The sequence below is a fragment of the Ruegeria sp. CDSC079 genome, from assembly GCF_059610505.1.
Map to the genome: position 1 here is coordinate 15399 of NZ_JBXWNT010000006.1, position 12555 is coordinate 27953.

A 12555-nucleotide genomic window follows, 5' to 3' on the forward strand; every position below is an offset into this window, starting at 1 on the left:
CCTCGTCGCTCATGCGTTTTCTTTTGTTCTACGCATGTTCACGTTTTGTGTCAATGATCTTGTAGGGACTCAGATCGGGAGGAACATCACTTTGTCACCGGCCTGGTGCGCCGGATCATTCGGTTGCCGAACCAAAAGCGCGTTTGCTTCGGCAAGCACGCTGAGCAGCGAACTGTCCTGGTTTTGGCAGGCTTTAATTCCATCACCAGTCACGATAGCGCGCATGTAATGCTCGCGCGGCCCATTCGCTGGGATAGCCTTAGTTAAATTGGCGCTTTGAAGCGGGGTCAGAAACTGTTCCAGGCCCAGCATCTTACGGATCATCGGGGCAAGAAACAGATAGCTGCAAACCATTGCGCTGACCGGATTACCCGGAAGTCCAACCATCACGCTATCGCCCAAGCGACCGGCCATCAGCGGTTTGCCGGGGCGCATGCGGATTTTGTAAAAACTCCGCTCCAACCCCAGTGCGGTGGTGACCTGAGAGACAAGATCATAATCCCCAACCGAGGCACCGCCGATCGTAACCACCAAATCAACGTCGGCTGCTAGGGCAAAGGCGGTCTCGAGGGACGAAACCGTGTCAGAGGCGATGGGCAGAACCCGCACATGCGCTCCAACATCCTCTAGCAAGGCTTTGATACCAAAGGTGTTTGAGGCGATTATCTGATCCGGTCCCGGTGTTTCGCCGGGCATGATCAATTCATCCCCGGTTGCGATCAGCGCGACCACGGGTTTACGTGCAACCGGCACCATGGGGATATTCATCGCCGCCAAAAGCGCCAGATCCTCGGGGCTCAAACGACGTGGAGCCGTAATCTTGGCGCCAATTTCGAAATCGACGCCTTTTGGACGAATGTTGGATTTAGGGCCCGGCAGATCAGAAATGGTGATTAGGTCACCTCGGCGATCAACATCCTCTTGAATGACAACAAAATCTGCACCTTCAGGAATAGGGGCGCCAGTGAAGATTCGAACCGCCTGTCCGGGTCCAACCTGACCGTCAAATCGCCGACCGGCCGCAGCCTCGCCAATGACTTTGAACATGGCGTGCAGCTCGACCTCGGTCGACTTTACCGCGTAGCCATCCATAGAAGACGAAGCGAATGGCGGCTGATCGCGTGTGGCTGCTACATTCTCGGCCAGTACTCTACCCGCCGCATCCATCAAGGGAGCCGTCTCTGAGGGGAGGGTGTTTACAAGATCGAATAGCTGCGCCCGGGCGCTTTCAACGGTTATCATTTCGCCTCGTAACGGCCTGACTTACCACCATCTTTTAGCAAGACGCGAATGCCGCCAATTTCCATTGCCTTATCGACGGCTTTGGCCATGTCGTATATGGTCAGTGCGGCAGTTGAGGCCGCTGTCAGCGCCTCCATTTCCACGCCGGTTTGACCAGATGTCTTGACGGTTGCTTGTACCTGTATGCCGGGTAATTCTGGGTCCAGTGTCAGGTCTACGGTAACTTTGGTCACTGGCAGTGGGTGACATAGCGGGATCAGATCGGGTGTCTTCTTTGCCCCCATGATACCGGCCAGACGTGCCACCCCCAAGACGTCACCTTTTTTGGCGCGACCTTCTGCGATCAAGTCGAACGTATCTTGTGCCATCGTGATACGAGCCGCTGCGACGGCGACACGATCCGTGATGGGCTTGTTCGACACATCGACCATATGAGCCTGTCCCTGGGCATCGAAGTGAGTCAGCGGCATCACATCACACCCGGGCTGAGCGGACGCGACAGCAGATCGTGTGTCGCTGCTGCGACGTCTTCCTGACGCATCAGGCTCTCGCCAATTAGAAAACAACGCGCACCGTAACGGGCGATATCGGCCAAGTCTGCTGGTGTGCTCAACCCGCTTTCGCAAACGATGGTCCGGTCAGCGGGAACTAGTTTTGACAGGCGGCGTGTCGTATCAAGAGTGGTCTCGAAGGTCTTGAGATTACGGTTGTTTATCCCAATCAACGGGCTTTTGAGCTGCGTTGCTCGTTCCAGCTCGGCTTCATCATGAACTTCAATCAGAACGTCCATGCCCCAGTCAAAGGCGGTCTGTTCCAACTCAGCCGCCTGGCTGTCATCAACCGATGCCATGATGATCAAAATACAATCCGCCCCAAGAGCGCGGGCTTCGGCCACCTGATAGGGATCGTACATGAAATCTTTGCGTAGAACCGGCAAAGAACAGGCTGCGCGTGCCTGAACCAGAAACTCTTTGGCACCCTGAAAGCTGGGCGTGTCGGTCAACACGGAAAGGCAGGCAGCGCCGCCTTCTTCGTAAGCTTGTGCAAGTGCTGGTGGATCAAAGTCAGCGCGGATCAGACCTTTGGAGGGGCTGGCTTTTTTGACTTCTGCAATCAGCCCGTACCCGCTACGTACAGCCATTTGCAACGCCGATGCGAATCCGCGCGGTTCAGAGGCTGATCTTGCTTCGTTTTCAACAGCTTCCAGAGACTTATTGGCCTTGTCCGAAGCGACCTCTTCGAGCTTGTAAGCTTTGATTTTGTCCAGAACCGTTTCGGTCATGCGGCCTCCTGAGTAATGCGGGCCAGGGCCGCGATCTTGTCTTTGGCTTTTCCGCTGTCGATACTTTCAGCGGCTTTTGCGACACCTTCGCGCAGATCAGCAGCGGCCTCTGCGACGACCAGGGCTGCTGCGGCATTCAACAATACTGCATCGCGATAGGCGGAGGCCTCACCGTCTAGAAGAGCTCGGAAGGCTACTGCGTTTTCCTCGGGGGTTCCGCCGAGAATGTCCTCGAAGGGATGTACCGGCAGCCCTGCATCTTCTGGGTGAAGCTCGACCTCTTTAATTGTGCCGTCTTCGAGGGCCGCAATCCAACTGATACCCGTGATGGTCAATTCGTCTGTGCCGTCCGATCCGTGCACCAGCCATGCGCGTTCGGACCCAAGCAGGCCCAACGTTTCGGCCATCGGGCGGATCAACTCTCGGCAAAAGGCTCCGGTCAACTGCCGCTTGACGCCTGCCGGATTGGTCAGCGGACCGAGAATGTTAAAGATCGTCCGTGTCCCGAGCTCTTGCCGGGTGGGCATGACATGCGCAATCGCCGGGTGATGCATGGGGGCCATCATGAATCCGATGCCGACATCTTGCAGTGCATTTTCAACGGTTTGCGGGCCGACCATAACGTTGATACCCAGCTGACCTAGCGCATCTGCGGCTCCGGATTTAGAACTCAGGTTCCGGTTGCCGTGTTTGGCCACGGTGACACCGGCACCCGCAACCACAAAGGCGGTCGCGGTCGAGATATTCAGCGTTCCCTTGCCGTCACCGCCGGTGCCTACGATATCCATCGCGCCAGCTGGTGCCTGAACTGCATTGCATTTTGCACGCATCACGGCAGCGGCGGCGGCATATTCATCGACGGTCTCACCGCGTGTGCGCATAGCCATCAAAAGCCCGCCGATCTGGCTGGGTGTTGCGGCGCCGTCAAACAGGATCCCAAAGGCTTCTTCCGCTTCGGCGCGTGTCAGGGGGCGGTCGGCGGCAACTCCGATCAGCGGTTTCAGGGCGTCGCTCATGCGGGAACTTTCATCTCGGACAGGAAATTCTTGAGCAACGCGTGGCCGTGCTCGGAAGCGATGGATTCCGGGTGGAACTGTACGCCATGAATGGGCAGTTCGCGGTGCTGGAGGCCCATTATGGTGCCATCTTCCAATTCCGCCGTAATCTCCAGGCAATCGGGCAGGGTATCGCGGTCTACAATCAGCGAATGATAGCGCGTCGCCTCAAACGGCGTGGGCAGGCCCGCGAACACACCTTTACCGGTGTGGTGCATTGTTCCCATTTTGCCATGCACAATCTCATGGCAACGCGTGACTTTTCCACCGAAAACCTGACCTATGGTCTGATGGCCAAGGCAGACACCCAACAAAGGCGTCCGTGTTTCGGCGGCTGCCTCGGTCAGGGCAAGGCAAATGCCTGCCCGGTCAGGGTCGCAAGGGCCAGGGCTGAGCAGGATGCCAGCGGGGTTCATGGCCATCGCTTCTTGCACGTCCAGCGCGTCATTCCTTCGAATGACCATTTCCGAGCCAAGTTCGCCTAAATAATGTACGAGGTTGTAGGTAAATGAGTCGTAGTTGTCGATCAGCAGCAGCATTTGGCTCTTGTCTCGTGTTGGTCATTTCGGGCTGGCGATGCAACCCAAGGCCACGGTATAGTGTTGGCACATACATGCTCAGGCTTGTGGGGCAGCGTCAAGGGTGCATCCCGAACTTGGCGGTCCTGCAGGCAGGTGCCACAACAGATGGTGCAAGGGCAAGGCAGCAGGACTAAGGCGAGAGGCAAATATTATGGGCGGATTTGTCGGCGGAATGATCGCAGGCGCAGTTGTCGTAGTGGTGCTGGGGGCAGTCTTATCGCTCAACGCGCCGCTGTCGAAAAAGCCGTCCATAGCGACAGTCGCACCAGAACCTGCACCGATGCAGACGTCGGAGAGCTCCGAGGTTGTCGCTGAGGCGGGTGCAGATGCCGATCTGCTCAAACTCCCTGCGCAGACGCCCGAGAATGAAGTCGAAGAAGAGGATTCTCTGGCGGGTTTATCCGAAGCTGAGAACGCCCCGGACAGCCAGCCGGTAGTGAATGACGTAAGCGTTCCGGTCGAAGCGCCGACGCCGAGCGAGGCGGATTCCGTAAGCATCTCGAGTGAGGCCCCGGTCGTTCCGCGAATGCCTGTCCCCGTTCAGCCTGCGCCGCTTGCCGACCTCAGCCCAGATGCCGAAGAAGATGCCCCTGAGCCACCGGCTGATCAGGTTGCTCTTGCCGAGCCCTTGCCCGAAGTCTCGCCTTCGGAATCAATCGAGCTGGAGGTGAATCCGGAGGATAACCCAATCGCAGTGGAAGGGGACGAGGACACGCTGCCCAGTCAGCCGCTACCGCGTATCGCCTCGGTTCCGCAGATCGGCGCAGAGGACAACACGTCGGGAAATACCACTATCGGGCGTCGTGTAGTGCCTTTGACTGAACGAGATGATGAAGCAGCCCAAGATCCGCAGGAAGAGGTTCCTGTAGGTAAACCGATCGAGGCCTTCGCAGAGAAGTTTGACAATCCGGATTCCAAACCCCTCATGTCGATCATTCTGATTGACGATGAGGGTGCATATGGCGCCGAGGCGCTTCAGGATTTCCCATATCCGCTTACGTTTGCGGTGCGCCCATCAGACCCCGATGCAGCTGAGAAAATGGCTCGACATCGGGCGGCCGGGTTCGAAGTGATGGTCACTGCTGACCTGCCCAAGGCGGCCAGCGCACAGGATGCTGAGGTATCGCTTTCGGTGTGGCTTGAAGCGTTGCCCGAAACGGTAGGAATTCTTGAAGGTGATGGATCCGGCATCCAGGGTAACCGGAAACTGGCGGATCAGGTCGCCGCCATCGCCGGTGGAACGGGTCGAGGACTGATCACTCAGGATAACGGGCTCAACACGGTTCAGAAGTTGGCCTCCCGTAATGGAATTCCGTCTGCGGTAATTTTCAGGGATATCGACGGCGCGCGGCAGGATGCAAAAATCATGCGACGTTTCCTGGACCAGGCTGCGTTCCGGGCCGGGCAGGAAGGCACTGTTGTCATGTTGGGCCGGTTGCGCCCGGATACCATATCGGCCTTGCTGCTTTGGGGTCTGGAAGATCGCGGAGGCCGCGTAGCAATGGCGCCTATTTCGGCAGTGATGATGCAAGGGGCACAATAAGCCCGATCACTTCCTTCCCCGAAACAGGCAGCCCAGACGGGCTGCCTTTATCAATTCTTGCCGGACAGCGTAAATCGGGCCGCGTCAGCCGCAGCGCGTCTGATGGCGTTGGACTTGTGGACGGTTTCCATGAATTCAGCCTCTGGATCGCTGTCATACACAACGCCACCACCGGCCTGAATATATAGCTTTTGATCCTGAACGATGGCTGTTCGCAGGGCGATACACATGTCCATGTCTCCGCCGGCGCTGAAATAGCCGACGCCGCCGCCGTAGACACCGCGTTTTTCCGGCTCAAGCTCATCAATGATTTCCATGGCTCGTACCTTGGGCGCGCCCGAGACCGTCCCCGCAGGCATTCCCGCAAAAAAGGCGTCCAGCGCATCTTTACCCTCGGCCAGCTCACCCACAACGTTTGAAACGATGTGCATAACATGGCTGTACCGTTCAATGATGAACTCTTCGGTCGGGCGCACCGTTCCGATCTTTGAAACCCGCCCGGTGTCATTGCGGCCTAGATCCAACAGCATCAGATGTTCGGCCAGTTCTTTCTTGTCGGCCAGCAATTCAATTTCGTAAGCTTTGTCCTCTTCCGGGGTCGCTCCACGTGGACGCGTCCCGGCGATGGGTCGTATGGTGACTTCATTGCCAAACACGCGCACCAGGATTTCCGGGCTGGCACCGATCACCTGAAACCCGCCAAAGTTGAAATAGAACATGAAGGGCGACGGGTTTGTTCGCCGCAGCGACCGGTACAACGCAAATGGAGGCAGCGGGAAATCCTGCGTCCAGCGCTGCGCTGGCACTACCTGAAAGATATCACCAGCGCGGATGTATTCCTTGGCTTTCTCGACCGCCTCCAGATAGCCGGATTTGGTAAAATTCGAGACGGGCGGGGCGACTTCGTACGCATCGCCAAGGTCACGTGTTTCAGCAGGCATCGCCCGCTCCAGATCGCGCACTGCGTCCATGACGCGCTCGGCAGCCTGGGCATATGCAGCCTTGGCCGACTGGCCATCGCTGACCCAGGCGGGGGAAACGACCGTGACTTCGCCCTTCACACCATCCAGAACCGCGACGACAGAAGGGCGCAGCATGACGGCATCCGGCAGGCCCAGAGGGTCGGGGTTGATGTTCGGCAGATGCTCGACCAAGCGCACCATGTCATAACCGAGATAGCCAAATAGTCCCGCCGCAGCTTGTGGAAGGTCGTCAGGCAGCTCGATCCGGCTTTCGGCCAGAAGCGTCCGAAGGTTGTCCATCGGATCGCCATCCTGCGCCGTGAAAGCGTCCGGGTCGAACCGGGCCGAGCGGTTCAGTTCCGAGGTCTCAGCGCGACAGCGCCAGATCAGGTCGGGTTTCATACCGATGATCGAATACCGTCCGCGGACCTCGCCACCAGTCACCGACTCGAGCATAAAGGCGTCTTTTTGCGCGCCGGTCAGTTTCAGCATCAAGGAGACAGGCGTATCAAGATCGGCTGCCAGACGGGTGTAAACGACCTGGTTTTCGCCGGCCTCATAGGCGCGGGCGAAGCTGTCAAACTCGGGGGTCAGGGCCATATTCGGTCTCTTAATTAATAGCTCGCCTGAACGGCGTTCAGTGCTTGCTGATCCACCACAGGACGGGCGCGGGCCTGGGCGTCGCGAACATAGGCATCGAAAATGTTCTGTGCCAGAGCCTGATTCAGCTGAGCGGCCAGCGCTTGTTGAACCTGACGGCGTTCATCGGTCTCGGCAGGGGGCAACAATTCGTCAAGTCGAACGATCAACGCGACCCCGGCACCGGGAACGACGCGATAGCTTCCTAGTTCCATGTCGAACACTTCCGGCATGAAACCTGCGGGTACATCTTCTAGAAATGCAGTTCGTGTCAGAGCGTTTTCCACGCGGTGAGGTAGGCCGGTCGTGGTGAAATCCCCGTTCTCCTGCAACTGCTCCAACATGGCATTCGCGTGGTCTTCCAACGCTTTGTCAGTTTGAACCTGTGTCCAGGCCGCCGCAACGCGATCACGCGCTGATTCCAGCGGTTCAGGCCGACGAGGCAGCGTTTCGTTCAGGCGCAGCGCAAAGATCGAACCGTCCTCAAGGAATGCAATCTCGGGAAAATCCCCGTCTTGCACGGCTTCGGCTGCACTGCGGAAACCGTCATATGCGGCCACGCCATCCTGACTGGCGCGAGTCCAGTCGATCTGTCCCAGCTCCATCCCGGTCTCGGCTGCCAACTCCTCAAGTGTTGCCCCGCCTGCAAGCAGGTCATTGATGTCTTCGGACTGAGCCTCGATCTGGCGCCGCGCACGGTCTGCGGCCAACTCTTCGCGCAGAGCTGGGGCGGCGTCTTCGAAGGGAGTGTTGTTCTCAGCCAGCGAGCCGTTGATACGGAAAAGGGCAGGGCCGAATACCGAGGGCAGAGGTCCAACAACAGTGTCCAGTTCAGCCGCGAAAATGGCCTCGGCCGCATCGCCTAGGTCGTCGCGGGTAACGTCGCCCAGATCCACGTCGCTCAGCTCAAGCTCACGGTCACGGACAAGTTGTTCGAAGGTTGTCCCGCCAACTTCAATCTGTGCCATGGCATCTTGCGCAGCGGCATCATCAGAAAAAGAAAGGCGTTCAACAAGGCGGCGTTCGGGTTGCTGAAACTCGTCTGCGCGCTGTTCGAAAAGCCGGAGAACTGAATCTTCGTCCACCTCGACACTATCCAGCAGCATATTGGGCGACAGAATCGTATAGGTCAGCTTTTTGGTGCGGGGCAGGGAAAACTGGTCCTGGTTCTCGTCGTAATAGGCCTGGATTTGTTCATCGGTTGGGGTTGCAACCGGCTCTGCCAAAGCTTCGGGTGAAACGGTTGCAACTGTAAAGCTGCGGCGGGCACCGACAAAGTCTGTCAGAACTTCAGTCAGGATCGAGGGCATTTCTACTCCGCTGACCACGGCATCCTGCACGATGGTCCGTGCGGATTCTTTCCTCAGATCGGTTTCAAACTCGGTGTCGGTCATACCAACCTGTTCAAGCTGAAAGCGATATGCCTCACGGTCGAAAGAACCATCCGGCCCCTGAAACGCAGGGATCGAGACGATTTCTTCCTGCAAATTTTCATCGCCGATCGAAATACCCAGCAGACCAACTTCGTTATCCAGAGCCGCCAGCGCGGTGAGGCGCGACAGAGCCAGCTGGTCCAAGCCAAAATCGCGGGCCTGTGACATTTGCAGGGGCTGGCCGGTCTGGCTTTCGACCGCGCGGATTTCTCGCTGAAGTTCGCGGACGTAATCGTCAATCGAGATATCTTCGTTGCCCACCTGCGCCACAGTGTGCACAGTTCCAGTCAGGCTGGTCGCGCCAAATCCTGCAAGGCCCAGCATCAAAAGACCCATGAGGATCCAGACAAAGGTCTTTGATAGATTTTTCATGCCTGCGGCCATGGTGCCCTCTTGTTTTATTCGGCAAGTATTTGCCCTGTCGGTTGCGGCCCTGAATACGACGCGCACCGCCGGGGGGCAAGCTTAGAAGGAGAGAGCGTGCAGGCGGTCAAACAATTCCGTAATTCCGTTGCGATCAAGATTGGCAAATGCGATGCGGACTTGTCGTTTCCCGGCCGGGTCGTGATCGGGCATGAACATCGTGCCTGGCAGCAACAGAATGCTGGCATCCGTGACCATCCGACGGGCCAAATCATCCGAAGAGATGTCAAACGGGTGTTCGAAATAGGCAAAATAGGCGCCCAACCCAAGCAACCGCCATCCTTTACTGGTCAGTTTGGGAAGTTGTCTTGTAATGACAGCGCGACGGTCGAGGATTTCCCTTCGTTCATCGGCCAGCCATTGCGACAGGTTTTGCATCCCCCAAAGCGCACCAAACTGACCGATTTGGTTTGGACAGATCGCGACGGTATCCAGAAATTTCTCAATCTCAGACAACAGCGACGGACTGGTCGCAACAGCACCTACTCGGTGACCAGTCAGACGGTAGGCCTTTGAAAACGAATATAGATGAATCAGAGTGTCATCCCAGCCCGGCTGAGCGAACAGATCGTGGGGCGGGCCGCTGCGGCTGTCGAAATCGCGGTAGGTCTCATCAACCAAAAGCTTAATTCCGGTTTCGCGCGACAGTTCGAAAAACGCGCGCAGCAGCTCAGCCGGGTATTCGACACCGCCGGGATTGTTCGGGGTGACCAGAGCAATGGCGCGGGTCTTATCCGTTATCAAATCCCGCGCCGCGTTCACCTCTGGCAACAGTCCATCATCAGTTCTCAGATCAATGGCGTTAACACCTGTCATATCCAGCCACATTTTATGGTTGAAATACCACGGCGTGGGCAGAATGACCTCATCCCCTTGGTCTGTGATGGAGGAAATCGCAGCGGCGAAGGCCTGATTGCAGCCAGAGGTAATGGCAACCTGTTCCTGTACGACAGGTGCGCCATAGTGATCCGAAATCTGGCTGGCAAGCTCAGACCTGAGGGCGCTGTTGCCCAGAACCGGGCCATAGAGATGAGCGGAATCCTCGGTCGACGCATAAGCCGCCATCGCCTGACGCATCTCAAGTGGGGGCGGATCGACTGGGGCCGCCTGACTTACATTTATCAAGGGCTGGTCTTCAGGGAAGGTCACGCCTTCAATCCACCGGCGCGCCTCCATGACTGGGGGCGGAAAGGTGGCGGCGGTGCGTGTCCGGGTCATCTCAGCGCCCCAGTCAGTTGCTGCGCTTGGGCCGGATCAATCCGTGCCCCGGTAGGGTTCGACATATTGCAAAGCCATATCCCACGGGAAGAAAATCCAGGTGTCCTGGCTGACTTCGGTGATGAAAGTGTCAACCATCGGGCGGCCTTTCGGCTTGGCATAAACCGTCGCGAAATGCGCCTTGGGATACATCGCCCGTACCAGTTCCAGAGTTTTGCCACTGTCGACCAGATCGTCGACGATCAGGATTCCAGTGCCGTCGCCCATGAGGTCAGCGTCGGGCGCTTTGAGCACTTCGGCTTCGCCTTGATCCTGATGATGGTAGGAGCGCACGCTGATCGTGTCGACTGTGCGAATGTCCAGCTCGCGGCTGACAATCATCGCCGGTGCCATGCCGCCACGGGTAATGGCAACGACGCCACGCCAGGCTCCATCACCCGGACCTTGCCCATCCAGCCGCCATGCGAGCGCTCGGGAATCGCGGTGAATCTGATCCCAGCTGATGTGAAAGCCTTTTTCGTGGGGCAGGCGGTCCTTGGCACTCATGATTCAACCCTTCTCAACGTCTGGAGCATCAACGGCTTTCATACCGACGATGTGGTATCCCGAATCCACATGCAGGTTCTCACCAGTGACACCGCCGCTTAGATCGGAAAGCAGATACAGCGCCGAGTTGCCCACATCGTCGATGGTCACATTGCGGCGCAGGGGTGAGTTATATTCGTTCCACTTCATGATATAGCGAAAGTCGCCGATGCCGCTGGCGGCCAGCGTCTTGATCGGCCCGGCCGAGATCGCATTTACACGAATGCCGTCCTTGCCTAAATCCTCGGCCAGATATTTGACCGATGCTTCCAGCGCGGCTTTGGCAACGCCCATGACATTATAATGCGGCATCACCTGTTCGGCACCGTAATAGGTCAGGGTGATGGCGCTGCCGCCTTCGGTCATCATCTTTTCGGCACGCTGCATCACGGCGGTAAAGGAATAAACCGACACGTCCATCGTGAGGTTGAAATTCGCCCGCGACGTATCAACGTAGCGCCCGCGTAGCTCATTCTTGTCTGAAAAACCGATTGCGTGGACAACAAAGTCCAGCTTTCCCCATTTTTCGGACAGCGCATCGAACAATCCGTCGATCGAGGCTTCATCGCTGACATCGCAGGGCAGGACGATTTCACTGCCCAGCTGTGCCGCCAGAGGGTCAACGCGCTTTTTCAAGGCATCCCCTTGATATGAGAATGCTAACTCGGCCCCGGCCTCGGACAAGGCGCGGGCGATTCCCCATGCGATTGATTTGTCATTGGCCAGTCCCATGATGAGGCCGCGCTTTCCGGCCATCAACTGATTTGACATGTTCGGTTCTCCGCCTGTCTTCGCGTTATGTTGCGTTGGTTTATGCCATTGGCTGGTCTGCTTCAAGGCCGTGCACTCTTGCCCGTGGCGGGAACTCGCCCTAGGGTATCCCTCAATAGTTTCCAGGGGATGGAAATGAGCGAACGTGATGGCATCTTCGCAGGAACCGACCCATTTGCAATAGCAGGGCGGTGGCTGGGCGAAGCTGTGAAGAGTGAACCCAACGATCCTAACGCGATTGCACTGGCAACCGTGGGCGAAGATGGTATGCCCAATGTACGAATGGTGCTGTTGAAAGAGATCGAAGCCGACGCCTTCGTTTTCTACACAAATTACGAAAGTGCCAAGGCAGGCGAGTTGGACAATGCTGGCAAGGCGGCCTTCGTGATGCATTGGAAATCTTTGCGGCGTCAAGTCCGCGTTCGTGGTACAATCACGCGCGAGGATGGACCAAAGGCTGATGAATATTATGCCTCCAGGTCATTGAAAAGTCGGCTTGGTGCATGGGCGTCCAAGCAATCTCAGCCGCTTAGCAGCCGTTCCGCGCTGATGGCGGATGTGGCGAAAGTGACCGCAAGGCTTGGCCCTAACCCTCCGCGCCCTAAATTTTGGGGTGGTTACCGGCTTGTGCCGACGGAAATCGAATTCTGGGCAGACGGCGCATTTCGTCTGCATGACAGGTTCAGGTGGTGCCGGGATGACGCTGCTTCCGAATGGCAGATTCAGAGGTTGAATCCATGACGTTCACGTGTCGCGAATTGCAATGCGCAGATAACAAAGGGATTTTTCACCTTGAATTTGCGCGTCAATCCCATACACAT

At 57.3% G+C, this 12555-nt stretch carries 12 protein-coding genes; 2 read left to right on the plus strand and 10 right to left on the minus strand.

All coding sequences use genetic code 11. The annotated features are described in order from the left end of the window. Positions 1–69: 69 nt before the first annotated feature. From AC2FIC_RS12410 to AC2FIC_RS12430, 5 genes are read right to left on the minus strand one after another with little or no spacing between them, the layout of a single operon-like run. A complete protein-coding gene (locus AC2FIC_RS12410) occupies positions 70–1242 on the minus strand; it encodes a molybdopterin molybdotransferase MoeA (RefSeq protein WP_496691188.1) in 1173 nt (390 codons plus the stop codon). Next, the gene (moaC, locus tag AC2FIC_RS12415) at positions 1239–1712 is read right to left on the minus strand and encodes a cyclic pyranopterin monophosphate synthase MoaC (RefSeq protein ID WP_282021214.1); all 474 of its coding nucleotides are present in this window, start codon (positions 1710–1712) and stop codon (positions 1239–1241) included. Before moaC ends, AC2FIC_RS12410 begins: the two co-directional genes overlap by 4 nt. Next, the gene (gene trpC, locus AC2FIC_RS12420) at positions 1712–2524 is read right to left on the minus strand and encodes an indole-3-glycerol phosphate synthase TrpC (protein ID WP_282021215.1); all 813 of its coding nucleotides are present in this window, start codon (positions 2522–2524) and stop codon (positions 1712–1714) included. Before trpC ends, moaC begins: the two co-directional genes overlap by 1 nt. Then, positions 2521–3540 (minus strand): anthranilate phosphoribosyltransferase, encoded by a 1020-nt coding sequence (gene trpD, locus AC2FIC_RS12425; RefSeq protein WP_496691189.1) that lies wholly within the window; start codon positions 3538–3540, stop codon positions 2521–2523. The genes trpC and trpD overlap by 4 nt, the downstream gene beginning before the upstream one ends. Further along, positions 3537–4118, minus strand: a complete 582-nt coding sequence (locus tag AC2FIC_RS12430) for an anthranilate synthase component II (RefSeq protein WP_142633613.1) — start codon at positions 4116–4118, stop codon at positions 3537–3539. The genes trpD and AC2FIC_RS12430 overlap by 4 nt, the downstream gene beginning before the upstream one ends. Positions 4119–4311: 193 nt before the next feature. Here AC2FIC_RS12430 and AC2FIC_RS12435 point away from each other — a divergent pair, with 193 nt between their 5' ends. Beyond that, a complete protein-coding gene (locus AC2FIC_RS12435; protein WP_496870178.1) occupies positions 4312–5703 on the plus strand; it encodes a divergent polysaccharide deacetylase family protein in 1392 nt (463 codons plus the stop codon). Between the two features lie 50 nt (positions 5704–5753). Here the strand turns inward: AC2FIC_RS12435 and trpE are convergent, their stop codons facing one another. The 5 genes from trpE to fabI form a co-directional block, all read right to left on the minus strand. Next, on the minus strand, positions 5754–7265 hold the full coding sequence (gene trpE / locus AC2FIC_RS12440) for an anthranilate synthase component I (RefSeq protein ID WP_142633617.1): 1512 nt from the start codon (positions 7263–7265) through the stop codon (positions 5754–5756). Between the two features lie 14 nt (positions 7266–7279). Continuing rightward, positions 7280–9121: a peptidylprolyl isomerase gene (locus AC2FIC_RS12445; RefSeq protein ID WP_496691191.1), complete on the minus strand. Its 1842-nt coding sequence runs from the start codon at positions 9119–9121 to the stop codon at positions 7280–7282. Between the two features lie 81 nt (positions 9122–9202). Then, complete coding sequence (locus AC2FIC_RS12450; protein WP_496691192.1) at positions 9203–10378, minus strand: aminotransferase; 1176 nt, start codon at positions 10376–10378, stop codon at positions 9203–9205. A 36-nt stretch (positions 10379–10414) separates the two neighbouring features. Further along, a complete protein-coding gene (gene gpt / locus AC2FIC_RS12455; RefSeq protein WP_496691193.1) occupies positions 10415–10924 on the minus strand; it encodes a xanthine phosphoribosyltransferase in 510 nt (169 codons plus the stop codon). A 3-nt stretch (positions 10925–10927) separates the two neighbouring features. Beyond that, positions 10928–11734 carry an enoyl-ACP reductase FabI gene (fabI, locus tag AC2FIC_RS12460; protein ID WP_142633624.1) on the minus strand — a complete coding sequence of 269 codons (807 nt, stop codon included), beginning with the start codon at positions 11732–11734 and terminating at the stop codon, positions 10928–10930. Positions 11735–11869: 135 nt separating this feature from the next. Here fabI and pdxH point away from each other — a divergent pair, with 135 nt between their 5' ends. After that, positions 11870–12475 carry a pyridoxamine 5'-phosphate oxidase gene (gene pdxH, locus AC2FIC_RS12465; RefSeq protein WP_496691194.1) on the plus strand — a complete coding sequence of 202 codons (606 nt, stop codon included), beginning with the start codon at positions 11870–11872 and terminating at the stop codon, positions 12473–12475. The last annotated feature ends 80 nt before the right edge of the window (positions 12476–12555 follow it).

Bases quoted from the DNA above. Each gene is read 5' to 3' on its own strand.
- AC2FIC_RS12435 (WP_496870178.1), top strand. From the start codon at position 4,312: ATGGGCGGATTTGTCGGCGGAATGATCGCAGGCGCAGTTGTCGTAGTG.
- pdxH (WP_496691194.1), top strand. From the start codon at position 11,870: ATGAGCGAACGTGATGGCATCTTCGCAGGAACCGACCCATTTGCAATA.
- gpt (WP_496691193.1), bottom strand. From the start codon at position 10,924: ATGAGTGCCAAGGACCGCCTGCCCCACGAAAAAGGCTTTCACATCAGC.
- AC2FIC_RS12445 (WP_496691191.1), bottom strand. From the start codon at position 9,121: ATGGCCGCAGGCATGAAAAATCTATCAAAGACCTTTGTCTGGATCCTC.
- trpD (WP_496691189.1), bottom strand. From the start codon at position 3,540: ATGAGCGACGCCCTGAAACCGCTGATCGGAGTTGCCGCCGACCGCCCC.
- fabI (WP_142633624.1), bottom strand. From the start codon at position 11,734: ATGTCAAATCAGTTGATGGCCGGAAAGCGCGGCCTCATCATGGGACTG.
- AC2FIC_RS12410 (WP_496691188.1), bottom strand. From the start codon at position 1,242: ATGATAACCGTTGAAAGCGCCCGGGCGCAGCTATTCGATCTTGTAAAC.
- AC2FIC_RS12450 (WP_496691192.1), bottom strand. From the start codon at position 10,378: ATGACCCGGACACGCACCGCCGCCACCTTTCCGCCCCCAGTCATGGAG.
- moaC (WP_282021214.1), bottom strand. From the start codon at position 1,712: ATGCCGCTGACTCACTTCGATGCCCAGGGACAGGCTCATATGGTCGAT.
- AC2FIC_RS12430 (WP_142633613.1), bottom strand. From the start codon at position 4,118: ATGCTGCTGCTGATCGACAACTACGACTCATTTACCTACAACCTCGTA.
- trpE (WP_142633617.1), bottom strand. From the start codon at position 7,265: ATGGCCCTGACCCCCGAGTTTGACAGCTTCGCCCGCGCCTATGAGGCC.
- trpC (WP_282021215.1), bottom strand. From the start codon at position 2,524: ATGACCGAAACGGTTCTGGACAAAATCAAAGCTTACAAGCTCGAAGAG.